The following is a 24,368-nucleotide window of genomic DNA, read 5'->3' on the forward strand; positions in this document are numbered from 1 at the left end:
TCGTACGTCATGATGGACCCCGGCCGCCGCGCAGCGAGGAGCACGTCCGAGATGACCGTCGATCCCACCCGGTGGAGCATCGCCACCCGGCTGTTCGCCTTGCTCGTGGTCTTCGTCGTGGCCGTGACCGTGCTCGGGACGGCCTGGACCCTCCGCTCGGCCCGCGAGGACGCCGACCGCTCGGCGGCGCGGGCCTGCCTGGCCCTCGCCACTTCGATCGCCGACAACCCGTACGTCCTCGACGCCCTCGAGACGTCCGACCCGAGCAGCCTGCTGCAGCCCTACGCGGTCGCCCTGATGAGCGACACCTCGACCGACTTCGTCACCGTCATGCGCCCCGACCGCACCCGCCTGACCCACCCCGACCCCGACGAGATCGGCCGCCCCTTCGTCGGCACGATCGCCCCGGCGCTCGCCGGGGAGTCGTTCACCGAGACCTACGCCGGCACTCTCGGCCCGTCCGTACGGGCGGTCGTGCCGATCGAGAGCGACGGCCAGGTCGTCGCCCTCGTCTCGGCCGGGGTCACGGTCGACAACATCACGCAGTCCCTCGGCGAGCGCCTTCCGCTCGTGTTCGCGGCCGCGGGAGCGACCGTGCTGCTCGGTGGCGTGGTCTCGTGGCTGCTCAGCCGGTACCTGCGCCGGGTGACCTGGGGTCGAGGCCCCGAAGAGCTCGCCCGGATGTTCGCCTACTACGAGGGGGTCCTGCACTCGGTGCGCGAGGGGCTCGTGCTCGTCGACGAGCGGGGACGCCTGACGCTCTACAACGACCAGGCCGCCGAACTGCTCGATCTGCCCCCCGGGGGCATCGCGGCGCCTGTCCCGTTGGCCGAGCTGCAGCTGCCCGCGTCCCTGCGCGAGCTGTTGGCCTCGGGGCGCCGCGCCTCGGACGAGATGCACGTGACCGACGATCGCGTGCTCGTCGTCAACCAGGAGGCCACGGAGCCCACCGGCGGTCCGGGGCGCTCGACGTCGGCGGCCGGACGAGGAGGCGCGGCGAGGGGAGGCGCGGCGGCGGGAGCCGCCCCGGCGGCGCCCGGTGCGGTCCACCCCCGTGCCGGGCGCACCCTCGGGACGGTGACGACCCTGCGCGACCACACCGAGCTCACCCACCTGACAGGAGAGGTCGAGACCATGCGCACGCTGTCGGACGCGTTGCGGTCGCAGACCCACGAGTTCTCGAACCGGTTGCACACGATCGTGTCGTTGATCGAGCTCGGTCGTGGCGACGAGGCGCTCCGGTTCGCGGCCGACGAACTGGATCTCGGTCAGAGCTTCGCCGACCGGGTGGTCGCCTCGATCGACGAGCCGACACTCGCCGCCCTGCTGCTCGGCAAGGCGGCCCAGGCCCGCGAACGGTCGATCGACCTGCGCGTCGACGTCGAGCCGGGGCTCGGGCCGATCGACCTCGAGCCCGGCGACCTCGTGACGATCGTGGGCAACCTGGTCGACAACGCCTTCGACGCGGTCGCACCGACCCTCGACCCCGCCGCACGCCCGGCGCGACCGCCTCGGGTCGAGGTCACCGTCGCCCGGGTCGAGGACGGCGTGCAGCTGGACGTCGAGGACGACGGTCCGGGGCTCGACGACGTCGAGCTCGCCTTCCGCCGAGGGTTCAGCACGAAACCGGCGCGGGCGGGCGGGCGCGGCATCGGCCTGGCGCTCGTGCGTCAGGCCGTGGGTCGGGTCGGGGGCCGGCTCGACGTCACCACGGGGCCGGACGGGACCACCTTCTCGGTGCTGCTGCCCGACCGGCGGCCGGACGACGCCGATCCCCCCACCCGGCATCCGGGCGGGGTGCGGTCGTGACCCGCGCCTCCTCGTCCGGCGACAGGGTCCGCGTGCTCGTCGTCGAGGACGAGCCCCTCACCGCGGAGGCGCACGTCGCCTACCTCGAGCGCTTGGGCGGCTTCGAGGTGGTCGGTCGGGCCCGCGACGGACGCGAGACGCTCGATGCGGTCCGGGGGGCCGGCGGTCCCGACGGAACAGGACTCGACCTCGTGCTGCTCGACATGAACCTGCCCGACACGCACGGCCTGCAGCTCTGCCGGGCCCTGCGTGCGGCGGGCTCGACCGTGGACGTCATCGCGATCACGGCCGTGCGCGACGCCTCGGTCGTGCGGACGGCGGTGTCGCTCGGCATCGTCCAGTACCTGATCAAGCCGTTCACGTTCGCGACGTTCGCCGACCGGCTCGAGGCCTACCGGTCGTTCCGTGAGTCGCTCGCCGCCGGACAGGGCCAGGTGACCCAGTCCGACGTCGACTCGGGGTTCGCCACCCTGCGTCGGGCGCCGGCGCCCCGGTTGGCGAAGGGCCTCGCCCCGGCCACGCTCGAGCAGGTCGTGGCGGTGCTCCGCCTCGGCGGGTCCCCGTCCGCGGGCGAGGTGGCCGACGCCGCCGGGGTGTCGCGGGTGACCGCACGTCGGTACCTCGAACACCTCGCCGACACGGGCGCGGCGACCCGCGAACCCCGGTACGGCAGCCCGGGTCGACCCGAGCACGGCTATCGCTGGAACTGACCGGTCGCCCCTCCCTCAGCGTCGGACGAGCCGGGCGATCTCGGGCAGCGCCACGAGGGTGCCCGAGGCTCCGTGCTGGTCGGGGTCGAGCGCGAGGCGCCTCAGCCCGGCGCGGGTGTAGGTGCCGACGTCGGCCACGAAGTCGGCGGGTGCGCGCCAGACCAGCCGGTCGGCGGAGGACGCGTCGAGACCCCGGGCGAGAGCGGCGTCCCGGGCGCGGTCGGGTGAGGTGAAGGCGAGCAGGGTCGGTGTGCCGTCGTCGACGACGGCGAAGGGCTTCGAGGCCCCTGCCGTGCCACGGTCGACGAACCACCAGGCCTCGAGCCGGAAGGCCGAGCGCCAGAGGGCGACCGGATCGTCGACCACGACGGCCGTGGTCCGTACCGGAGCCGCGTCGACCGGAGTCGGCGGCACCACGACCGGCGACCCGGTGCCGGGAGCGACCCGAGGAGGCGCGGGGCGCGTCGACGGTGTCGGTCCCGCCGGCGAGGCGGCCCGGTCGACGACCTCCTCGAGGCGCGAGCGCCTCCGTCGGCCCAGTCCTCTGCGGACGAGCAGAACACCGCCGGCGACGAGCACGGCCACCACGACGAGGGCGACGACGACGTCGACGGACGACTGGCGACCGGGGGCCACGAGTCCGACGAGCAGCACCGACGCACCGATGGGCGACCCGACCACGGCGATCGCGAGCAGCACGATGCCCCAGGTGAGCGCGGCGGTGCCGGACGGGCGGCGGGGGTCGGACGGGTCGGAGCGCGGCATCGCCCCAGCGTAGGGCGGCCGCCCGGGCGTCGTCCGGGTGCCCGGGCGGTGCCTGCCGTGGGTGTGCGGGCTACTCGGCCGCGCGGGACCAGCCGAGCCCGCGGGCCTCGACCAGGCGATGCAGCACCTCGGTCATGGCGGCGAAGTCCTTCGACCCGAGGACGTCGGTGAGGACGACGTAGGCGTGCGCGGCGTCCGCCGGCAGCGAGGGCGTCGCGAGGGTCGGGGTCAGCTCGTCGATGCGCTCGCTCGTCGCCCGCATCTCGTCGGCGGAGGGAGGCGGAGGCAGGACGGGGGCGCTCGAAGCAGGCAGAGGGGCCGGTTCACTCGTGGCCACAGCGTAGGAGGACGACGAGCTCGGGCGAGAGATCCTCCTGGAGGCGCCTCTTCTGGATCGACGGAGCCCCCGGGGGCGTTACGCTCCGACCATGGCCGACACGCAGGGACCCCAGATCGTCCGAGGAGACCCCGAGGTGACCCGGGCGACGCTCGACCTCAAGCTGCCGGTGGCCATGCTGCCCGGCCTGGTGCGCCGGGCTCTGCAGGCGAGCCCGACGTTCTCGCTGGCTGACGCCGACGAGACGGGTGCCACGCTGCGGCGCCGCTCGGCCTCGGCGGGCGACGGGGACGCCGTCCGGCTCGACTTCACCGCGTCCGACCGGGGCAGCCGTGTCTCGGCCGAGATCCACTCCCCCGGGGGCACGATCGGCACGTCGGTCAAGCGCCGCGACGACGACACGACCGCGCTGTTCGAGGCCGTCGCCAGGGCCGCCGGCCCCTTCTGACCGACACCGTCACCGCGGCTCGGGCGGGTCGGACGGCTCGAGCGGCTCGGACGCCGCGGGCGGCTCGCCCATTATCCAGGTGTCCTTCGCACCCCCGCCCTGCGACGAGTTGACGATCATGCTGCCCTCGGGTGCCACACGGGTCAGGCCGAGGTCCGCCAGCACGCTCTCGCCCTCTCCCGTGCCGGTCAGGTAGACGAAACAGCGCAGGTCGACGTGGCGCGGCTGCAGCCCGGTCGAGGTCAGGGTCGGGTGCGACGACAACGTCACCACCTCCTGCGCGACCCAGCCGGCCGGGTCGTGGGCGATCTCGGCCCGCCTCTCGGCCACGACCGCCGCACTCGCCGACGGTCCGATCAGCACACCCCGACCGCCCTCGCCGCCGACCGGCTTCGTGACGAGCTCGCCCACCCGGTCCAGCACCGCGAGCCGCTCTGCCGGATCGCCCGCCCGGTAGGTCGGCACCGACTCGAGCAACGGACGCTCGCCCAGGTAGTACCAGATCAGGTCGGGCACGGCGCAGTACATCGCCTTGTCGTCGACGAGCCCGTTTCCCGGGGCGTTGACCAGCACGACGCCGCCCGCCGCGGCCACGTCCATCAGGTGCTCCCCGAGCAAGGGATCGTGCGGCGCGTGCACCTCGACCAGCTCGCGGTCGAGGCGCAGGTAGAGGGCGTCGACGACGGTTCCGGTCCTGCGGTCGACGACCCGCGCCTCCCGCACCTCGACGTCCTCGGCCTGCAGCAACGAGAGCCCTGCCCCCTCGGCCAGGGTGCGGTGCTCGTACCAGGCCGGGCTCGTCGGCCCCTCGGTGAGGACCGCGCCGACGGACTCGCGTGCCACGGCGCCGCCGACCCGAGGAGGCGCGGCGTGGGCCAGCAGGGTCGCCCGCAGCACCGCGAACACGCTGGTCGGGTCGAGCAACCCCGCCGGCCGCGGAGCATCCGGCACCACCTCGTCGAGCACCCGCCGGGCCGCGATCGAGTACGCGGCGCCGCTGGGCGACCTCAGGTTGTCCTCGAGCACGCGCCAGCCGCCCAGCTCGTCGCGGACGAGGTCGAAGCCCTGCACCGCGGCCCGCACGGCGTCCGCCGGCAACCGCGTGGCCTCCTCCCGCCAGCCCGCCGCACCCACGACCTGCTCGTGACCGAGCACACCGTCCGCGACGATGCGACGCTCGCCGTACGCGTCGCGCAAGAACGACTCGACGGCCCGGGCCCGTTGCGTGAGACCGGCCGCGAGCCGGCTCCACTCGTGGTGGGTCACGATGCGAGGCACGAGGTCGCAGTGCAGGACCCGGTGGTCGCCGCCCACGCCGAACCCCAGTCCGTCCCCCTCGCACCAGGTGTCCCGGGCGATGCCCCGGGCGCGGGCCTCGGTCGCGTCGAGCTCGCGGAAGAACCGGGCGACGTCGCGGTACGCCGGGCGCGGGTTCAGGCCGGGGCCGATCGCTTCGTCACCGGCGCGGAACCGGTACCCCACGAGGGTCGGCGACGGTGCGTCCAGGCCGGCGGCGGGGCCGTGGGTCTCGTGGACGACGAGGTCGACCACGTCGTCGAGCCGCCCTCGCTCGGCGAAGGCGGCTCGCTGGCGATCGGCCGAGTTGCCCCGGGCGAGCGTGGCCTCGGCGAGGTCGGTCACGGTCTGCCAGTCACCGAGTTCTTCGAGCTGGGGGCGCAGCCGGGCCACGAGCTGCCGGACCGCCTCGGCCGCCGGCAGTCGCGACGGGTGCTGCTCGAGGTCGAGCAGTTCGCCCCCGAGTCCGCCACGTGCCGCCTGCCACATCGCGGCACGGTGCAGCGGAGCCGCCCGGTGCTCGGCCGGGCGGCCGGCCTCGATGTCGGTCTCCGCCCGACGGACGGCCGCACGGAAGAGGCCGGCGATCAGCACGGCGTCGTCGACCAGCGGGCAGGCGTCGCAGGTGCGGAGCTCGAGGGTGGGCGCGTGGCTCGACGGTCGGACGTCGAAATAGGCCATCTTGCTGTCGGCGATCACGCCGGTGTCGATGAGATCGGCGAGCAGCCGGTCGTACTCGGCGGCGTCGGCCATCGGCCCGGTCGCCCCGGCACTCGGCCAGCGCTGCCAGATGATCGAGCGGATGCTCGCGTAGCCGGTGTCCTGGCCGTTCCAGTAGGGCGAGCTGGCGCTCAGCGCGAGCAGGGCCGGCAGCACGGGGGCGACGCGGCCGGCGATCTGCACGGCGAGGTCGCGGTCGGCCACCCCCACGTGGATCTGCAGGCCGCAGATCAGCTGCTCGTCGACGAGCAACCGGTACTGCTCGTGCATGCGACCGTAGCGACCCGTCGTGGTGAGCTCGAAGTCGGCGAACTCGCTGCGCGGGGCCGTGCCGACCGCACCGATCGCGAGCCCCTCGGCGGTGGTCACCTCGACCAGGTCCCGGCGCAGCGTCAGGATCTCGCGGCGCAGGTCGCCGAGCGTGGTCACGACCGGCACGTTCGTCTCGATCGTCGTGCGCTGCAGTTCGGCGCCGTAGCGGTCGGCGGGCAGCCGGGCCAGCAGGTGGGGCGCCCGGGCCGACAGCCGCTTCGTCTCGAGGTCGATCAGGTGCAGCTCTTCTTCTGCCCCCAGCGTCAGCTCTGCGCTCATGCCTGCACAGTACGGGCGCGCCCCGCCCCCGCCGCCCCCTTCATGAGGAATTCACACGATCGGAACACGGGAGGCGCGACCCCGGTCCCCCGCCGAGTCAGACCCGAGCGGTCTGACGCACCCCCGCGGCGGGCAGCAGCACGCCGTCGATCAACCCGACGAGGTAGTCGCGGTCGACCGGCTTGCGCAGGACGAGAACACGGTAGGACACCATCGACGGGGTGACGAGCGCGAGCGTCTCGATATCGGTGTCCGCCGCGATCTCGCCTCGCTCGAGGGCTCGCCGCAGCAGCAGTCGATTGGCCTCGGCGCGGGGCTGGACGATCGCGGCGTCGACGGCCTCGGCCAGCTCGGGAGTGGTCGAGAGCATCGTCACGACGCCCGCCATGACCCGCATCTTCTTCTCGGCGTCTTCGATGCTGTGGGGTTTGATCATCGCCACGAGGTCGCCGCGCAGCGTGCCGGTGTCGGGCAGGCCGTCGAGGTCGACGGCCCCCTGCTTGAGGCAGGCCACCGCGTCGACGACGAGCTCGCCCTTCGAGGCCCACCGTCGGTACAGCGTGGCCTTGCCGGCCTTGGCCCGGGCGGCGACCATCTCGATGGTCATGCCCTCGAAACCCGTCTCGGCCAGCACGTCGATGGTGCAGCGGAGGATCTCGGGGTCGCGACTGTGGTCGCGCTTCCGACCGGGACGCCCGGGCGTCGCGGGACCCGTCTCGGCGGGCGTCGTCGCCGTGCCTTCCCTGTCGATCATGGGGTGACTCTACCTCGGATGTTTACGAAACCGCTTGTATCCGAAACTGGCAAGACTCGTATATGCTCGCGCTCATGTCTCAGGCCTCCACCTCCCGTGACGGCGCGACCCGCGCCTCCTCGTCATCGCCCACCCCGCCGTCGTCACGGCGTTGGTGGACCCTCACCACGGTCGCGCTCGCGCAGCTGATGGTCGTGCTCGACTCCACCGTCGTCAACATCGCCCTGCCGGCCGCCCAGACCGACCTCGGCTTCTCGGACGGCGACCGGCAGTGGATCATCACCGCCTACTCGCTCGCCTTCGGCAGCCTGCTGCTCGTCGGCGGCCGCGTGAGCGACCTGATCGGCCGCAAGCGCACGTTCATCATCGGCCTGATCGGTTTCGCCCTGGCCTCGGCCCTCGGCGGCGCGGCGGGTACCTTCGGGCTGCTCGTCTTCGCCCGCGCCCTGCAGGGGGCGTTCGGCGCACTGCTCGCCCCGACCGCCCTCGCCGTGCTGACCACGACCTTCACGATCCCGAGAGAGCGTGCCCGCGCGTTCGGCGTCTTCGGCGCGATCGCCGGGGCCGGCGGCGCGATCGGCCTGCTGCTCGGCGGGTTCCTGACCCAGTACGCCTCCTGGCGCTGGAACCTCTACATCAACGTCGTCATCGCCGCCGTCGCGATCGTCGGGGCCGCGATCTTCGTGTCGCACGTGACCCGCACCGGCCCGCGCCCGAAGCTCGACGTGCCCGGAACACTGCTCGTGTCCGGCGCCCTGTTCTCGCTGGTCTACGGGTTCTCTAACGCCGAGACCCAGGGGTGGGACTCGCCCTTGACCTGGGGCTTCCTCGCGGCGGCCGTCGTCCTGCTCAGCTCGTTCGTCGCCTGGCAACGTCGTGCCGAACACCCGTTGCTGCCGCTGTCCATCGTGCTCGACCGCAACCGCGGGGCCGCCTACGCGTCCGTGACGATCGCCGGGGCCGGCATGTTCGGCATCTTCCTGTTCGTGACCTACTACCTGCAGACCTCTCTCGGCTACACGCCGACGAAGACCGGCCTCGCCTTCCTGCCGATGATCGCCATGCTCGTTCTCGCGGCCCAGCTGTCGACCAACCTCTTCGTGCCGCGCTTCGGCCCGAAGATCATGGTGCCCTTCGGCATGACCCTCGGCGTGATCGGCATGCTGCTGCTCACCCGACTCGACCTCGAGAGCACCTACGCCGCGAACGTGCTGCCGGCACTGATGGTGCTCGGCTTCGGCATGGGCTCGATCATGCCCGCGTCGATCCAGACCGCCACGCTCGGCGTCGACCGCGGACACGCGGGCGTCGCCTCGGCCATGGTGAACACGAGCCAGCAGGTCGGCGGGTCGATCGGCACGGCCCTGCTCAACACGCTGGCCGCGACCGCCGCGGCGAACTACGTCGCCGACCACCTGCCCGCGACCGGAGCCGTCGCAGCCGAGGCGGCCGTCACCGGTTACGCCACGGCCTACTGGTGGGGAGCCTGGTTCTTCGCCGTGGGTGCGGTCGTGGCCGCCCTGCTGTTCCGCCGCCGCGTCCCGCAGGCCGACCAGGTCGAGCCGGTGGGCCCGGCCTCGACCCCCGAGACGCCCGTCGCGGTGCGCTGACGCGCCCCCTCGCGCAGACGACCCGCGCCTCCTCTGCCCCTCGGGGACGGGGAGGCGCGGGTCGTCCGGGTGACGGGCCTCGCGTCGGTCAGGACGCGGCTTCGTCTTCGTCGTAGCGGTCCACACTGATCGTCGGGATCGACGCCGTGATGACCGATCCGTCGGCGCGCATGAGACCGCGCAGGTCGCTCGTCGTGGGGACGCGCGTCGTGATGCGCGGGCCTTGACCGTCGAGGGCGACGCGGACCGGGGCGTCGGGCGACACGTCGACCTCGTCGCCGCGGACGGACAGCGTCACCGCGTCGCCCGTCTCGATCGTGAAGACGATCTCGTGCTGGGCGAGATCGACCCGCACCCGACTGCCCTTGATGGACACGCGGAACGAAAGCTCGTCCCAGTCGGCGGGCAGGCGCGGGTCGAAGCTGAACGAGCCGAGCCAGTCCCGCATGCCGCCGTAGCCGTTGACGAGCGCGCTCCAGATGCCGCCGGTCGACGCGACGTGCACGCCGTCGGAGGTGTTCTTGTGCAGGTCGGCCAGGTCGACGTACAGCGAGGACAGGAAGTACTGCTGCGAGAGCTGGTGGTGGCCGACCTCGGCCGCGATGATCGACTGCACCACGCCCGAGAGGGTGGAGTCCCCCGTCGTCAGCGCGTCGTAGTACTCGAAGTTGCGCAGCTTCTGCTCGGGCGTGAACTCGTCGCCCTGCAGGTACAGCGCGAGCACGACGTCGGCCTGCTTGAGCACCTGGAAGCGGTAGATCACCAGGGGGTGGTAGTGCAACAGCAGCGGCCGCTTGTTCGCCGGGGTCGCCTCGAGGTCCCAGAGCTCTTTGTCGAGGAACTGGGCGTCCTGCGGGTGGATGCCCCGGTGGTCGTCGTACGGGATGTGCATGGCCTCGGCGGCGAGCTGCCAGCCGGTGATCTCGTGCTCCTCGAGACCGAGGCGGGCCACCATGCGGTCGAACGCGACCGGCGAGTCGTCCTTCAGCCGGGTGACCGCCCGAACGGCCGCACGCAGGTTCGCCCGTGCCATGACGTTCGTGTAGAGGTTGTCGTCGACGACGGTCGTGTACTCGTCGGGCCCGGTGACCCCGTCGATGTGGAACCGCTGGTCGCCGTTCGAGCGCCAGAAGCCGAGGTCGGCCCAGAGGCGGGCGGTCTCGACGAGGATGTCGACCGCCCCGCGCTGCAGGAAGTCCTCGTCACCCGTCGCCTGGACGTACTGGCTGAGCGCGTGGCTGATGTCGGCGTCGATGTGGTACTGCGCCGTGCCGGCCGCGTAGTAGGCGCTCGACTCGAGCCCGTTGATCGTGCGCCACGGGAAGAGCGCGCCCCTCTGGTTCAGCTCGACGGCGCGGTCACGGGCGGCGTCGAGCATGCCGAGCCGGAAGCGCAGGGCGTTGCGCGCCACGTTGGGCGACGTGTACGTGAGGAACGGCAGGACGTAGATCTCGGTGTCCCAGAAGTAGTGGCCGCCGTAACCCGACCCCGTCACGCCCTTGGCCGCGACGCCTTGGCCGTCGGTGCGGGCGGTGGCCTGCGCGAGCTGGAAGAGATTCCAGCGGACGGCCTGCTGGATCTCGGGCTGTCCGGCGACCTGGACGTCGCTGCGCTGCCAGAAGTCGGCGAGCCAGGCGCGCTGGTGCTCGAAGATCTCGGCCGTCGGCGTCTCGGCCGCCCGATCGAGGGTGCGGTCGCAGCGATCGGCCAGCTCACGCGGAGGCACGCCACGGCTCGTGTGGTAGGTGATGGTCTTGACCACGCGGACCTTCTGACCGGCCTGTGCCTTGACCCGGTAGACGTGCTTGGCGATGTCGTCGTCGATCTGCGAGGACTGGTCCCACTCGGCGTCGGTCTCGATGCGGTGCTCGGCACCGACGGCGATGGTCATGCCCGAGTTCGTCGTGCGGTAGCCGAGCACGGCACGCGTGCCACCGTTGCGCTTGAGCACGGGCTGCAGGACGCGGTCGTCGAACGACTCGGCCTTGCGCGGGTCGAACGCCTCGGCCGCGGCTCGCATGCCGGCGTGGTACTGGTCGCCGAGGTCTTGTCGGTTGAGGATCTGGCTCGAGATCAGCAACGACGCCGACGAGTCGAGCATCGTGACCTCGTACTCGATCACGACGAGGTGACGGTCCTCGAAGCTGACCAGGCGACGGCTCGTCACGAGGACCCGCTTGCCCGAGGGCGTGCGCCAGTCGATCTCGCGGACCAGCACGCCGTCGCGGAAGTCCAGGCGTCGGGTGTGGCGCAGGATGTCGGCCTCGAACAGCACGAACGGCTCGTCGTCGACGTAGAGCCGGATCACCTTCGCGTCGGGCACGTTGACGATCGTCTGACCGACGCGGGCGAAGCCGAAGGCCTCTTCGGCGTGGCGGATGGGCCAGGTCTCGTGGAAGCCGTTGACGAAGGTGCCGAACGCGTGGCCGCCTCGACCCTCGTCGGGGTTGCCGCGCAGGCCGAGGTAGCCGTTGCCGACCGCGAACACGGTCTCGGTCAGGCCCTCGTCGCCCTGGATGTACTCGTCCTCGACGAGCGCCCACTCGTCGACGGGGAACCGCGAGCGGTCGAGCGGGTCGGACGTGATGTGGTTCACGAGTGTGCCTCCGTGGTGCCGGTGCTGGTGTTCGTGGGTGTGCCCGGTGTCTCCTGGCCGGGGTTCGGAGCCGAGGAGGCGTGGGTTCGGTCGAGTGCACCGACCAGCGTGCCGAGGTCGTCGACCACGAGGTCGGCGCCGAAATCGAGCAGGGCCTGCGCGCCCGTGCCGCGGTCGACCCCGAGCACGAGGCCGAAGGCGCCACGGCGGCCGGCCTCGACGCCGGACTGGGCGTCTTCGACGACGACGCAGTCGGCGGCCGTGAGCCCCAGGCGTCGGGCGCCCTCGAGGTAGGTGTCGGGCGCGGGCTTGCCGGCTATGCCCTCGGCGGCGGCGACGACACCGTCGACGATCACCTCGAAGCGGTCACGCAGTCCGGCCGCCTCGAGCACCGGTACGGCGTTGCGCGAGCTGGAGACCACGGCGACGCGGACGCCCTCGGCGACGGCCCGGTCGAGGAAGGCCACCGACCCCGGGTACGGCGTCACGCCGTTCTCGGCGAGCTCGGCGGCGAACGCCGCGTTCTTGCGGTTGCCGAGGCCGCAGACGGTCTCGACGTCGGGACCGTCGTCGGGCGAGCCCTCGGGGAGGACCACGTCGCGGGCGGCGAGCATGGCGCGGACGCCGTCGTAGCGGGGGCGGCCGTCGACGTGCTCGAAGTAGTCGGCCTCGGTGTAGGGCGCGAGGTCGTGCGCCGCGAAGTACTCGCCGAAGAGTCGGGACCACGCGCGCATGTGGACCTCGGCGGTCGGCGTCAGCACGCCGTCGAGGTCGAACAGGAGGGCGTCGAGGTGGGCGAGTCGCGAGGCGTCGCGGGGCGTGGCGGAGGACACGGGGTGCCGATCCCTTCGAGCGTGGGGGCAGGGTGAGCGGCATCGGGGCGACGGCGGCCCGATGCCGGTGAGGCGGTGACGTTTCGGGGCAGGGCGATGAAGCGGGGCGACGGGACGAGCGGGGGTGATGCGAGCCAGCTGCTGCTTCGACGAGGTGGTGCGGGGTGAACCGCACGGGTCAAGTGTGGCACCGCTCCGCCCCCACACCTAGCCACGCGTCCGCGGTGTGGAGCAGCCGACCCCTGGGGAGGAGACGACCGGACGGGCCACCCGGCGTGGTGGACGGTCCCGCCCCCTGTGGACGAGGCCCGAGGTGTCGGTGACGGCTGACATCATGAACGGCATGGACCTGGGAGACGAGTTCGACGTGCACGGCGGATTCGTCCCCGGTGACGGTGCCGCGACGCGCGACGCCGACGACGGCCCCGTCCACTCCACGGCCGTGCCGCTGGTCGACGCCGTCGACGTCATCCGGCTCGTCGGGCCCCGCGCCTTCAACCGCGCCAAAGAGTACGTCCGCGACGGCGCGGTGCTCGGTACCGTGTGGCACCCGGCCGACGAGCGACTCGAGGGCACCGTCCAGGGCGCCGAGTCGGCGCCGTACCAGGTCGTCGTCGACCTGCGGGCGACCCGCGGCGAGTACAGCCGACCGGTCCACAGCCGGTGCAGCTGCCCGATCGGCGGTGACTGCAAGCACGTGGCGGCCACGCTGCTGCAGAGCAATTCCCGGGCCGTGGCGGAACGCAGCGACCTCTCGCCCACCATCGACGACCTGACGGCCGGGGGCGTGACCGCGCTGGGCGCTGCACGTCCCGGCCCGGGTGGGGGCGACTGGCGGTCATCGGTGGGGGCGATCGGGCGGCCGACCCGCGCCTCCTCCGCTCGGACGACGCGCATGGGCCTGCTGTTCGAACTGCGCGACCGGGCACACTCGACCCGGGGGCGCGCGGTCGCCCCCTCCGCTCGTCGACAGGGCGGGCCGACGGTCCAGCGACTCGGCGTGCGGCCGGTGACCCTGAGCGGTACGGGCAACTGGGTGCGGGGCAACCTGACCTGGTCGTCGCTGCCGTACCAGCTCAACCGGCTCGCCATCGAGCCCGACCAGCACGCGTGGTTCGGCCAGTTCGCGGCCCTGCACCGGTCGGCGGTCTCGACCTACACGCCCGGTGACGCCGACTGGCTCATCGTCGACGACTTCGCCAGTCCGCTCCTCTGGCCCCTGCTGGCCGAGGCCGAGCGTCTCGGCATCTCGCTCGTGACCGGCAAGCGCTCGACCGACGTCGTCGTCGGTGACGAGGCCCGCGTCACGGTCGACGCCGTGCGCGCCGACGACGGCTCGGTGGTGTTGACCGCAGGGGTGACCGTCGACGGCGTGGCCCGTCGAGCCGAGTCGACCGGCGTGATCGCCGACCACGGAGTGTGGTGCATCGCCCGCGAACCGGTGCTGACGTTCACCCTCGCGCCGACCGTTGCTCCTCTCGACGACGAGCAGCGACGGCTGCTGACCGTCACACCCGAGGTGGTCGTCCCGGCCGCCGATTCCGACGAGTTCCTGCGCGACTACTACCCGACCTTGCGTCGGAGCGTCGACGTGGTCAGCTCGGACTCCTCGATCGAGTTCCCGACGATCGTGCCTCCCGTGCTGACCCTCACGGTCGGTTTCGAGAAGGGGCAGACGATCCGCCTGTCGTGGGGGTGGACCATCGACGGGGTGAAGCGACCGCTGACGGCGCACTCCCCCCTGCCCGACCTGGGCGAGCTCGACGTCGTTCCCCGCGACCAGGTGCTGAAGGGCGTGACGGCGGCCGAATTCGCGACCGGCACGCTCCCGACCCTCGAGGCACGACCCGACCTCCTGCTCGACCTCGTCGGCACGCGACCCGACTACCGCGAGCTGACCGACGAACCGCGGCTGACCATCACCACGATGCCGACCGACAAGCGCGACTGGTTCGACCTGGGCGTGCTCGTGACGGTCGAGGGACGGACGGTCCCCTTCACACCCCTCATCACCGCCCTCGCGAAGGGGCGCAAGAAGCTGCTGCTCGTCGACCACTCGTACCTGTCCCTCGACCACCCCGCCTTCGACGAACTCAAGAGGCTCATCGACGAGGCCTCGGCACTCGACGAGTGGCAGGTCGCCCCGCGCATCAACCGCTACCAGGCGAGCCTGTGGTCCGAGCTCGACGATCTCGCCGACGAGACCGTCCCCTCGGCCGAGTGGCAGCGGGCCGTCGGCGGGCTGCTGGCCCTCGCCGACGCCGACGGGCTCGAGGCCGCCACGGCCACCCCGGTGCCGGCCACGGTCGACGCGACCCTCCGCCCGTACCAGCACGAGGGCTTCGCCTGGTTGGCCTTCCTGCACGAGCACGGGCTCGGCGGCGTCCTCGCCGACGACATGGGGCTCGGCAAGACGCTGCAGACGCTCGCGCTCGTCGCGCACGTGCGCGAGGTCGACGGGGCCCGGGCCGGTGACGCCACGGCCCACGCCCCGGCGAGCTCCGAGGGTGCGAGCACCCGTCCCGCACCCTTCCTCGTCGTCGCCCCGACGTCGGTCGTGTCGAACTGGGTCGCCGAGGCCGCCCGGTTCACCCCGGGTCTGACCGTCCGCGCCGTGACCACGACGCAGGCGAAGAGCGGTCGCGGGTCGGTGCACGACCTCGCCCAGGGGGCCGACGTCGTGGTCACCTCGTACGCACTGTTCCGCCTCGACTTCGCTGCCTACCAGACCGAACGCTGGGCCGGGCTGATCCTCGACGAGGCCCAGTTCGTCAAGAACCGCTCCTCGCAGGCGCACCGCTGCGCGGTCGACCTCGACGTGCCGTTCAAGCTCGCGATCACGGGCACGCCGCTCGAGAACAGCCTCACCGACCTGTGGTCGCTGCTGCACGTGGTGGCCCCCGGCCTGCTCGGCAGCAGCGTCCGCTTCGCCGACGACTACGTCAAACCGATCGCCACGGGCGAGGCGCCCGAGCTGCTGCAGCGGTTGCGCCGCCGCATCCGCCCGCTGATGATGCGACGGACCAAAGAACAGGTCGCCTCCGACCTGCCCGCCAAGCAAGAGCAGGTGCTCCGCGTCGACCTCGACCCCGCGCACCGCGACCTCTACGACGCCTTCCTGCAGCGCGAGCGGCAGAAGCTGCTCGGGCTCATGGACGACCTCGACCGCAACCGGTTCATCGTGTTCCGGTCGTTGACGCTGCTGCGGCTGCTCTCGCTCGATGCCTCGCTCGTCGACGAGGCCTACGCCGACATCCCGTCGGCGAAGCTCGACCAGCTGCTCGACGAACTCGACGACGTGGTCGCCGAAGGGCACCGCGCCCTGATCTTCAGCCAGTTCACGACGTTCTTGCACAAGGTCGCCGCCCGGCTCGAGCAACGCGGCGTCGCCTTCGAGTACCTCGACGGCTCGACCCGGAGGCGCGGCGACGTCATCGACCGCTTCAAGACGGGCGACGCCCCGGCGTTCTTGATCAGTCTGAAAGCGGGCGGCTTCGGGCTCAACCTCACCGAGGCGGACTACGTGTTCATCCTCGACCCCTGGTGGAATCCCGCGACCGAGGCCCAGGCCGTCGACCGCACACACCGCATCGGCCAGACCGACAACGTCATGGTCTACCGGATGATCGCCAACGACACCATCGAAGAAAAGGTGCTCGCCCTCCAGGCGCAGAAGTCACAGCTCTTCGACGCCGTGATGGACGACGACGCCGTGTTCAGCGCGGCCCTGACGGCCGACGACATCCGAGGTCTGCTCGACGCCTGACGGCAGGCGGCGGGCGCCTGACGGCAGGCGGCAGGCGCCGGCGCCCCTGGCGTCAGCCCAGCGGCACCGTCTCGGCGAACGTGCGGGTGGTGGGCGGGGCGAGCAGCACTTCGGGCAGGCGGTTGGCTCCCTCGGGCGTCGCGCGCCACGCCACGTAGGCGTCGTGGTCGGCCGAGGTGGCCCAGCTCTCGACGACGATCATGACCGAGGGGTCGGCGTCGTCGATCAGCACCTCGAGCCCCTCGCAGCCGGGCCAGGCGCGCGTGGCGACGAGGGTCTCGCGGGCGATCTCGTGGGCGAGGTCGAGGCGGGCGGGGTCGACGTGCAGTTCGAGGTGGACGGTGGTGGGCATGGGGGTTCCTTCGATCGGGCGGCGGCCCTGGGGGGGGCGGGCCGCGCGGCGGACGGGCCGCGCCCTCCCACCCTGGCACCCGCGCCTCCTGACGTCCCCACAGCCTGGCGGCTCAGCCGACCCGTCAGCCGACGGGTCAGGCGACGTCGACCGTCACCCGGTGCCAGCCCTCGGCGCCGTTCGGTGCCGGCTGGACGTACTCCTCGGCCTGCCAGGTGCCGTCCGCGCCCCGGGCCCGGACGTCGATCGTGTGCGACCCCGACCCGGCGGCCGCGGCATCCCACCGGTAGACCCACTGGCGCCAGGTGTCGGCCGAGACCGAGTCGGCGAGCGTCGCGTCGAGCCACGACCCGCCGTCGATGCGCACCTGCACGGCCTCGACCCCGGTGTGCGGCTGCCAGGCCACGCCGGCGATCGACACCGTCGTCGCGTCGACCGAACCGCCGTCGCGGGGCACGTCGATGCGCGACTCGAGCTTGACCGGACCGAGGGCGTCCCAGCCGCGCGGCGTCCAGTACCCCTGGGCGTCGGCGAAGCGCGTGACCTCCATCTCGACGACCCACTTCGTCGCCGAGACGTAGCCGAACAGGCCCGGCACGACAATCCGCACCGGGAACCCGTGCTCGATCGGCAGCGGCTGCCCGTTCATGCCGACCGCGAGCAGGGCGTCGGTGCCGTCGTCCTGCAGCACGTCGAGCGGCGTTCCCGCCGAGAAGCCGTCGATGCTGCGCGAGAGCACCATGTCGGCCCCGCCGTTGGGCCCCGCGCGTTCGAGCAGCGACCTGATCGGGTAGCCGAGCCACAGCGCGTTGCCGATGAGGTCACCGCCCACGTCGTTCGAGACGCAGCTGAGGGTCGCCATGTGCTCTTCGAGCGGCAGCGCGAGCAACTCGTCGAACGAGATCGTGACCTCACGGTCGACCAGGCCGTGGATGCGCAGGCTCCAGTCGGCCGGGTCGATCGACGGCACCTGCAAGGCCGTGTCGATCCGGTAGAAGTCGGCGTTGGGCGTCACGTACGGGGTGATGCCCTCGACGTCCAGGGAGGCGCCCGCCGGCACCGCGGCCTCGGTCACGCTCGCCCGCGGCAGCGTCAGGGCACGCCGCAGCGCCGCCGCGTTCGCTCGGCCCGCGTTGACGACCCGGGCCCCCGTGCCCACGACGACCGCCGCGACACCGGCGACCACCGTGTAGGTCAAGAACGACCGGCGCTCGAGGCCGGACCCGCGCAACGGCGGCACGGGCTGCGTCTGCTCGGCCCACCCCGGCGAGGTCGAGCGGGCCCACCGACGGAGGCGCGAGGCCAGCTTGTCGACCAGGACGACGGCTGCGAAGGTGCCGACGAGGCTCGGGATGGCGTCCACCTGGCCGGCATCCGCTCGGGTCAGGACCGCCACCACGGCGAGCGCCCCGCCCGCGACGAAGGCGACCTTGCCGATCGGCTGGCGGCGGTACTCGCCGTAGCCGGCGGCGCCGGTGATGACCACGAGCAGCACGCCCATCAGCACGAAGAGTGCGACCTTGTCGCCGGTGCCGAACAGCGACACCATGGTGTCCTTCACCCCGGCGGGGGCGAGGTCGATGACGGCCGAGCCGACGGCGAAGAGCGGGCTGCCGGTGGGGCCGGTGGCCAGGGCGACGACCTCGGCGGCGGCGAGGAACGCGGCCATCGACACGATGCCGGCGAGGGCGGCCCAGAGGCCGGCGGCCCGCGGGGTCATCGGGTCGGTGGCACCGGGAGTCGGGGCGGGACCGGGCGTCGACGACGGGGGTGGGGACAGACGGACCGACATGGGCCCAGGGTACGTCGCGGTGTTCGTGAACCGCCTGCGTCCTCGGGGCGGGCCGGGGCCGGTGCGTCCGGGCCGTGACGATGTGCTCCCGGCTCTTCCGCCCCGGCCGCGACGGGGGCAGGATGACCGGAACGCCCGAGACACACCGATGCGCCCCGGAGGTCAGCATGTCGACGACGAACCAGCAGCCCACGACCGACACGGGTGAGAATCCGACCGAGCTGAAGAGGGCGATCGGACCGAAGCTGCTGTTGCTCTTCATCGTCGGCGACATCCTCGGCACGGGTGTCTACGCCCTGACCGGGCAGGTCGCGGCCGAGGTCGGCGGGGCCGCGTGGCTGCCGTTCACGATTGCGTTCGCCGTGGCACTCGTGACGGCGTTCTCGTACCTCGAGTTGGTGACGAAGTACCCGCAGACCGCCGGTGCGGCCCTCTACGTGCACAAGGCGTTCGGCATCCACTTCGTGACGTTCATCGTCTGTTTCGTGGTGATGTGCTCGGGCATCACGAGCGCGTCGACGGCGTCGCGGGCGTTCGCCGCCAACCTGGCGGCAGGCCTCGGCGTGGAATTGTCGAACTCGGTCGTGATGCTGATCGCGATGGCGTTCATGCTGCTCGTGATGGCCGTCAACTTCCGTGGCGTGAGCGAGAGCGTCAAGGCGAACGTCGTGTTGACGTTGATCGAGCTGTCGGGCCTCGTCATGGTGATCCTGATCGGCTTCTGGTTCATCGCCGGCGGGAACGCCGACTGGGGGCAGGTCGTGCTGTTCGAGACACCGGGCGACAAGTCGCTGCTGCTGAGCGTCAGCACGGCGACGTCCCTCGCGTTCTTCGCGATGGTGGGCTTCGAGGACTCGGTCAACATGGCGGAGGAGACGAAGGACCCGAGCCGGATCTTCCCGAAGGTCATGTTGACCGGCCTCGGCATCACCGCGGTGATCTACGTGCTCGTCTCGATCTGCGCCGTGGCGATCGTCCCGATCGGCGAGCTGGCCGACAACGAGACGCCGCTGGTCACGGTGGTGAACACGGCCGCCCCGGACTTCCCGATCGGACAGCTGCTGCCCTACATCTCGATGTTCGCCGTCGCCAACAGCGCCCTGATCAACATGATGATGGCCAGCCGGCTGCTATACGGCATGAGCAAGCAGGGTGTGCTGCCCGGATTCCTCGGCAGGGTGCACCCGAAGCGTCGGACCCCCTGGGCGTCGATCGTCTTCACCACCGCACTCAGCCTCGTGTTGATCGGCTACGTCTCGCTGTCGCCCGAGTCGCCGATCGTCGCGGTGCTCGGTGGCACGACCTCGCTGCTGCTGTTGACGGTGTTCGCGTTGGTGAACGTGGTCGTCCTCGTGCTGCGCCGCGACACGGTGTCGCACGGGCACTTCCGAGCGGGAACCGTGCTGCCGATCATCGGCGTGGTGGCGTGCCTGTGGCTAGTGCTGCCGGTGTCCTCCGGTCGCGGCGCCGAGCAGTACACGATCGCCGGCGGGCTGCTCGCGATCGGCATCGTCCTCTGGCTCGTGACGTTCCTGTCGCGCCGGGGGAAGCCGGTACCGAGTGACGCCATCGCCGAGGCCGAGCGGAGCGACCCGCAGGCCTAGACGAGCCGTTTCTCGCCCGACCGCAGCACGCGCAGCCAGCGGAACCCGTAGCCCTCGAGCTCGATGCGCACGTGACCGTCGGCGGTCACCGGCTCGGGCGTGGCCAGGTCGGCGAGCAGGTCGACGGTGCGCACGGTGTCGTCGAGACCCAACACCTCGAGGTCGAGATCGACCGATCGGCCGTCGGGGGCGAAGTTGTGCACCGCGACCAGCGTCCCCGTGCTGCCCGAGACGGCGTGGGCCAGTACACAGCTGTGCCCGGACTCGAGCACGACAAGCTCGCCCCAGCCGATCTCGGGCGAGGCCCGGTAGTGCCGGATCAGGTTCTGCACGAAGCGCAACATCGAATCGGGTTCGTGTCGCTGCCGCGAGACGTTGACGTGCTCGGGCGCCCACCCTTCGGCGGCGACGGGCGCGACCAGGTCGTCGGCGTCGGCGCGAGAGAACCCGCCACCGGGCTCGTCGGTCCACTGCATGGGAGTGCGCACCGCCCCGCGACCCGACACCTCCGGGTTCTCGCCCATCCCGATCTCTTCGCCGTAGAACAGCACGGGCGCCCCGGGCGTCGAGAACATCAGGCTGTAGACCATGCGGACACGGCGGGGGTCGCCGTCCAGCATCGGCGGCAGTCGGCGCACGATGCCGCGGCCGTGGATGCGCTGGGACTCGAGCGGGGCGAACGCCTCGAACACCTCTGCCCGCTCGGACTCGCTCAGCTGGTCGAGGGTCAGCTCGTCGTGGTTGCGGACGAAGTTGCCCCACTGGTTGCCCCGGGCCAGAGCGGGCCGGTCCGCGAGCGCGGCCGCGAGCGGGGCGGCGTCCTGTCGGGCGAGCGCGAGGTAGAGCGCCTGGTTCGCCACGAAGTCGAACTGCATCGTGAGCTCGTCGCCGTCGTCCTCGCCGAAGAACGCGACCATCTCGTCGTACGGCAGGTTGACCTCGCCCAGCATCATGCCGCTGCCGCTGCGCCGCGAGACGTACCCGCGCAGTGCTCGCAGGAACTCGTGCTCGGCACCGGCCTCGGTGTCGATCAGATGGGGAACGGCGTCCACGCGGAACCCGTCGATGCCGAGCTGCAGCCAGAAGCCGATGACCTTGGCGATCTCGTCGCGCACCGCCTGCCGGTCGGTCGCGAGGTCGGGCTGGTGCGAGTAGAACGAGTGCCGGTAGTACCGGCCGGCCTCCTCGTCGAACGACCAGACGCCGTCCTCGACGTCGGGGAACATGTTCTCGGGCTGATCCTCCGGCACGTCGTCGCGCCACTGGTAGAAGTCACGGAACCGGCTGCCGGGGTCGCGCCGTGCGGCCTGGAACCACGGGTGCTGGTCGCTCGTGTGGTTGACGACGAGGTCGACGATCACGCGCATGCCCCGGTCCTTGGCCGTGCGGACGACCTCGACGAAGTCGCCGAGGTGGCCGTAGCGCGCGTCCACGCCGTAGTAGTCCGAGATGTCGTACCCGTTGTCCTGCTGCGGCGACGGGTAGAAGGGGGCGAGCCAGAGGCAGGTCACGCCGAGTTCGGCCAGGTGGTCGAGGCGGTGGGCGAGCCCCTCGAGGTCACCGACCCCGTCGTCGTTCCAGTCGAGGTAGGTCTCGACGTCGAGGTTGTAGAAGACGGCGGTCTTCCACCACAGGTCGCTGGTGTCAGTGACCCTCATCGGGTCGTACCGGTCGTCGTCGCCGGAAGGCGTGAGAAGGCGGGGTGAGCGGCGCAGGAGGCGCGGGTCGGGCGGGTCATGTCGGCTCCGTCTCGGGTGGGTCGCTTTCGCCGACCGTACCGGCGCCCGGGACGCACGGCCCTGGCCATCCTCTGTGCATCGCCCGTGCGTCGCCCGCGCACCTCCCCCGGGTGCCGACCCGCGCCTCCTGGTGTCTACGGGATGAGACGCGCGGCGCGGTAGCGCTCGAACAGGTCGACGAACGCCTGCTCGGTGCGGCGGTAGCGGGTGAAGCCGGCGTCGCGGGCCTTGCCCATGTCGGTGACGACCTCGATGTCGCGGCCGAGGTCGCCGTCGGTGTGCCACCACGAGGCGACGCGCGACAGCTCGGGTTCGGCGAGACCGTGCTCGGCGACGAGATCGCGCCACTCCTGCTCGAGACCCACCATCTGCTGCTCGAGCGGTCGCGGCTCGCCCTCGAAGCCCTCGACGAGCGCCGGGTCGATGCCGAGGTGCCCGGCCAGACGCGGCCACAGCCAGCGCCACCGGAAGACATCGCCGTTCACGATGTTGAACGGCTCGTCGGCACCCGCCGGGTCGGTCGCGGCCCAGATCATCTGCTCGGCGAGGACGCCCGCGTCGGTGACGTCGACGAGTGAGTTCCACTGCGTCTCGCTGCCGGGAAAGACGAACGGGCGGCCGAGGCGCTTGCTCAACGCGGCCTGCACGGCGATGGTCAGCCCCATGTTCATGGCGTTGCCGACGGCGAACCCGATGACGGTGTGCGAGCGGTGCACCGACCAGGTGAAGCCCTGGCGCTCGGCGGCGGCGAACAGCTCGTCCTCTTGTGCGTAGTAGAAGTTCGGATAGGGCAGGCGCTCTTCGTCCTCATGGAAGGGCGTGTCGGGCATGTCGCCCGTGCCGTAGGCCTCGAACGGGCCGAGGTAGTGCTTCAACCCGGTGACGAGCGACACGTGCCGCACGGGTGCGTGGTCGAGGGCGGCCAGCAGGTCACGGACCATGGCCCCGTTCACCGCGATGTTCTCGGCCTCGGTGTCGCGCTTCTGCCACGCGGCGAAGAACACGTGCGTCGGCTTCGCGTCGGCCAGGGCCGTCCGCAGGCTTTCCGCACTCGTCAGGTCGGCCGCGATGCCCGTCACCCCGGCGGACGAGGAGGCGCGGCGCGAGAGGGCGAGGACGTCCCAACCGTCGCGCGTCAACTGCTCCACGAGGGCGGTACCGGTGATGCCGCTGGCACCCACCACGAGGGCGGTACCGGGGGCGTCACCGCCGGTGGCGGACGGGATGCTGTCGGTCTGGGGTGTCTCGGTGGTGCTCATCCGTGTTCCAAGCCGCGCGCGCCTCCTCGCATTCCCGCGACGGCGGACCGGCCCGTACCCCGGCCCACGACACCTGACAGGCCGCGGATGCGTCGAGCGTACGGTCGGCCCATGGATCAGGACACGAACGAGCCCACCGACCGGACGCCCGAAGACGAGGCGGCCGCATTGGCGCTCGCCGTCGTGTCGCAGGCCGCGGCCATCACCCAGGGTGACCCCGAGGCCGTCGAGGCCAGCGACGAGAACCTCCGCGAGGTGGTCGCCGAGTTGACCGACCAGCCGTTCACCGCTCGGCAGGAGGACGTCGTCGCGACGCTCGGCACGGCGGGCGGCAGCCTGGCGGCGGGCCTGACGGCTGCTCTCGCCCACGAGAAGGGCGTCGACCCCGCCGTCATCCTGGGCTCGACCTCGCAGGCCATCGTGGCGCAGACGCAGACACAGTCGCCGTTCGCGGGCGGGCGCGACGATATGGCCGACGCCGGACGCGACCGGGGCGAGGCCGGCGACCCCCGGGTCGACCGCAGCGACGACGACGACTCCGACCACGCCTCGTAGGTGTGCCCGGCCATCACGTCGGTGACACTGTGAGTTGACACCGGGGAGGACCTTCGGGCTTGGTGGCGCTGTCTTCTCGCCTCACGGACATTTCCACGGGTTCATAGGCCCCAGGCACAGGTCCGAGAATTAGACGATCTCCCTCCTTGGCCGCCTGGCGCCCCATAGCGATCGTTTCTGAAGGCAGGTCGGCGTCTATCAAGTACGCCACTAGATCAGACCGCGCGACATGTGCCCCAGCAGCTTCACCTCGGAGGAGAGACTCCCGAATTTGATGCATTGATAGGTCCGCGGCCGTGACTTCAACTAACTCTACGTACGCTCGGTCTTCGCCAGCAGATATGGCGTCAAGAGCGCAGATATGGCCGATTCCTCACCCTTCACTTTGAGAAGAGCATCTGCAAGTTGCCAGCTAGTTTGGGATCAATGTTGGCCGCCCTTCGCAGGAGATCAACGACCTCGGCTTGACGATTGAGCGAGCAAAGAAGCACCCCGGGGTTGACCAGTGAATCAAGATCCTCGGGTTGCCGTGAGAGGGCTTGTGAATAGGTCACCAAACCCGCATCCACCTCACCGAGGCAGTCTTGAACCAGACCAATATCTGAGTAGCTGTCGAACCCATGCGCCTGAGCAGCGCGGAATGCAGACAAGGCGTCGCCGTACTGATCTAGATCGAATGAAAGCCGCCCAGTTGGTGAAGAAGACCACCGTGCGACTTGATCTCGCTTTCATGCCCAAGAAGATACGCAAACGCAGCCTCCGGCCCAGACTCCTTCTCTAGGTCCGGCACTGTGTTTCCAAGCCTGTCCATGCCTCCGGGCGACCCATACAA

The 24,368-nt window shown here is 71.4% G+C and carries 18 protein-coding genes; 7 read left to right on the forward strand and 11 right to left on the reverse strand.

Annotated elements, in window-relative coordinates; all coding sequences use genetic code 11:
* Window positions 1–51 precede the first annotated feature (51 nt).
* Window positions 52–1,809, forward strand: coding sequence for a sensor histidine kinase (locus tag HRF36_RS13815; protein ID WP_173210852.1), 1,758 nt, complete (start codon window positions 52–54; stop codon window positions 1,807–1,809).
* Complete coding sequence (locus HRF36_RS13820) at window positions 1,806–2,519, forward strand: response regulator (RefSeq protein ID WP_173210854.1); 714 nt, start codon at window positions 1,806–1,808, stop codon at window positions 2,517–2,519. The genes HRF36_RS13815 and HRF36_RS13820 overlap by 4 nt, the downstream gene beginning before the upstream one ends.
* Before the next feature lie 15 nt (window positions 2,520–2,534).
* Here HRF36_RS13820 and HRF36_RS13825 read toward each other — a convergent pair whose 3' ends face one another.
* Together HRF36_RS13825 and HRF36_RS13830 are read right to left on the reverse strand one after the other, a co-directional pair.
* The gene (locus tag HRF36_RS13825; RefSeq protein ID WP_173210856.1) at window positions 2,535–3,284 is read right to left on the reverse strand and encodes a hypothetical protein; all 750 of its coding nucleotides are present in this window, start codon (window positions 3,282–3,284) and stop codon (window positions 2,535–2,537) included.
* A 70-nt stretch (window positions 3,285–3,354) separates the two neighbouring features.
* Window positions 3,355–3,546: a hypothetical protein gene (locus HRF36_RS13830; RefSeq protein ID WP_173210858.1), complete on the reverse strand. Its 192-nt coding sequence runs from the start codon at window positions 3,544–3,546 to the stop codon at window positions 3,355–3,357.
* Window positions 3,547–3,712: 166 nt separating this feature from the next.
* On the opposite strand from HRF36_RS13830, the gene HRF36_RS13835 reads away from it, so the two are divergent.
* On the forward strand, window positions 3,713–4,069 hold the full coding sequence (locus HRF36_RS13835) for a hypothetical protein (RefSeq protein ID WP_173210860.1): 357 nt from the start codon (window positions 3,713–3,715) through the stop codon (window positions 4,067–4,069).
* Window positions 4,070–4,078: 9 nt separating this feature from the next.
* Here HRF36_RS13835 and HRF36_RS13840 read toward each other — a convergent pair whose 3' ends face one another.
* A complete protein-coding gene (locus HRF36_RS13840) occupies window positions 4,079–6,676 on the reverse strand; it encodes a carboxylate--amine ligase/circularly permuted type 2 ATP-grasp protein (RefSeq protein ID WP_173210862.1) in 2,598 nt (865 codons plus the stop codon).
* Window positions 6,677–6,773: 97 nt separating this feature from the next.
* Window positions 6,774–7,430: a TetR/AcrR family transcriptional regulator gene (locus HRF36_RS13845; RefSeq protein WP_173210864.1), complete on the reverse strand. Its 657-nt coding sequence runs from the start codon at window positions 7,428–7,430 to the stop codon at window positions 6,774–6,776.
* A 74-nt stretch (window positions 7,431–7,504) separates the two neighbouring features.
* Here HRF36_RS13845 and HRF36_RS13850 point away from each other — a divergent pair, with 74 nt between their 5' ends.
* Window positions 7,505–9,040 carry an MFS transporter gene (locus tag HRF36_RS13850; protein ID WP_173210866.1) on the forward strand — a complete coding sequence of 512 codons (1,536 nt, stop codon included), beginning with the start codon at window positions 7,505–7,507 and terminating at the stop codon, window positions 9,038–9,040.
* A gap of 88 nt (window positions 9,041–9,128) precedes the next feature.
* Here the strand turns inward: HRF36_RS13850 and HRF36_RS13855 are convergent, their stop codons facing one another.
* Together HRF36_RS13855 and HRF36_RS13860 are read right to left on the reverse strand one after the other, a co-directional pair.
* Window positions 9,129–11,636: a glycoside hydrolase family 65 protein gene (locus HRF36_RS13855; protein WP_173210868.1), complete on the reverse strand. Its 2,508-nt coding sequence runs from the start codon at window positions 11,634–11,636 to the stop codon at window positions 9,129–9,131.
* Window positions 11,633–12,469, reverse strand: coding sequence for a beta-phosphoglucomutase family hydrolase (locus HRF36_RS13860; RefSeq protein WP_173210870.1), 837 nt, complete (start codon window positions 12,467–12,469; stop codon window positions 11,633–11,635). The genes HRF36_RS13855 and HRF36_RS13860 overlap by 4 nt, the downstream gene beginning before the upstream one ends.
* Before the next feature lie 319 nt (window positions 12,470–12,788).
* On the opposite strand from HRF36_RS13860, the gene HRF36_RS13865 reads away from it, so the two are divergent.
* Complete coding sequence (locus HRF36_RS13865) at window positions 12,789–16,235, forward strand: DEAD/DEAH box helicase (protein ID WP_217271327.1); 3,447 nt, start codon at window positions 12,789–12,791, stop codon at window positions 16,233–16,235.
* 52 nt (window positions 16,236–16,287) lie between these two features.
* Here HRF36_RS13865 and HRF36_RS13870 read toward each other — a convergent pair whose 3' ends face one another.
* Window positions 16,288–16,587, reverse strand: a complete 300-nt coding sequence (locus HRF36_RS13870) for a putative quinol monooxygenase (protein ID WP_173210872.1) — start codon at window positions 16,585–16,587, stop codon at window positions 16,288–16,290.
* 136 nt (window positions 16,588–16,723) lie between these two features.
* Window positions 16,724–18,379 (reverse strand): molybdopterin-dependent oxidoreductase, encoded by a 1,656-nt coding sequence (locus HRF36_RS13875; RefSeq protein WP_371740199.1) that lies wholly within the window; start codon window positions 18,377–18,379, stop codon window positions 16,724–16,726.
* Window positions 18,380–18,546: 167 nt separating this feature from the next.
* Between HRF36_RS13875 and HRF36_RS13880 the strand changes: the two genes are divergently transcribed.
* Window positions 18,547–19,983, forward strand: a complete 1,437-nt coding sequence (locus HRF36_RS13880) for an APC family permease (protein WP_173210874.1) — start codon at window positions 18,547–18,549, stop codon at window positions 19,981–19,983.
* Here HRF36_RS13880 and HRF36_RS13885 read toward each other — a convergent pair.
* A complete protein-coding gene (locus tag HRF36_RS13885) occupies window positions 19,980–21,641 on the reverse strand; it encodes an alpha-amylase family protein (protein ID WP_173210876.1) in 1,662 nt (553 codons plus the stop codon). The genes HRF36_RS13880 and HRF36_RS13885 overlap by 4 nt on opposite strands.
* A 215-nt stretch (window positions 21,642–21,856) precedes the next feature.
* Entirely contained in the window at window positions 21,857–22,981 is a 1,125-nt protein-coding gene (locus HRF36_RS13890; RefSeq protein ID WP_173210878.1) for an SDR family oxidoreductase, read from the reverse strand.
* A gap of 111 nt (window positions 22,982–23,092) precedes the next feature.
* Between HRF36_RS13890 and HRF36_RS13895 the strand changes: the two genes are divergently transcribed.
* Window positions 23,093–23,536 carry a hypothetical protein gene (locus HRF36_RS13895; RefSeq protein ID WP_173210880.1) on the forward strand — a complete coding sequence of 148 codons (444 nt, stop codon included), beginning with the start codon at window positions 23,093–23,095 and terminating at the stop codon, window positions 23,534–23,536.
* Window positions 23,537–23,916: 380 nt separating this feature from the next.
* Here HRF36_RS13895 and HRF36_RS13900 read toward each other — a convergent pair whose 3' ends face one another.
* Entirely contained in the window at window positions 23,917–24,186 is a 270-nt protein-coding gene (locus HRF36_RS13900; RefSeq protein WP_173210881.1) for a hypothetical protein, read from the reverse strand.
* Window positions 24,187–24,368: the final 182 nt, after the last annotated feature.

Origin of the sequence: Frigoribacterium sp. VKM Ac-2836, assembly GCF_013248995.1 — a bacterium.
Taxonomy (GTDB): Bacteria; Actinomycetota; Actinomycetes; order Actinomycetales; family Microbacteriaceae; genus Frigoribacterium.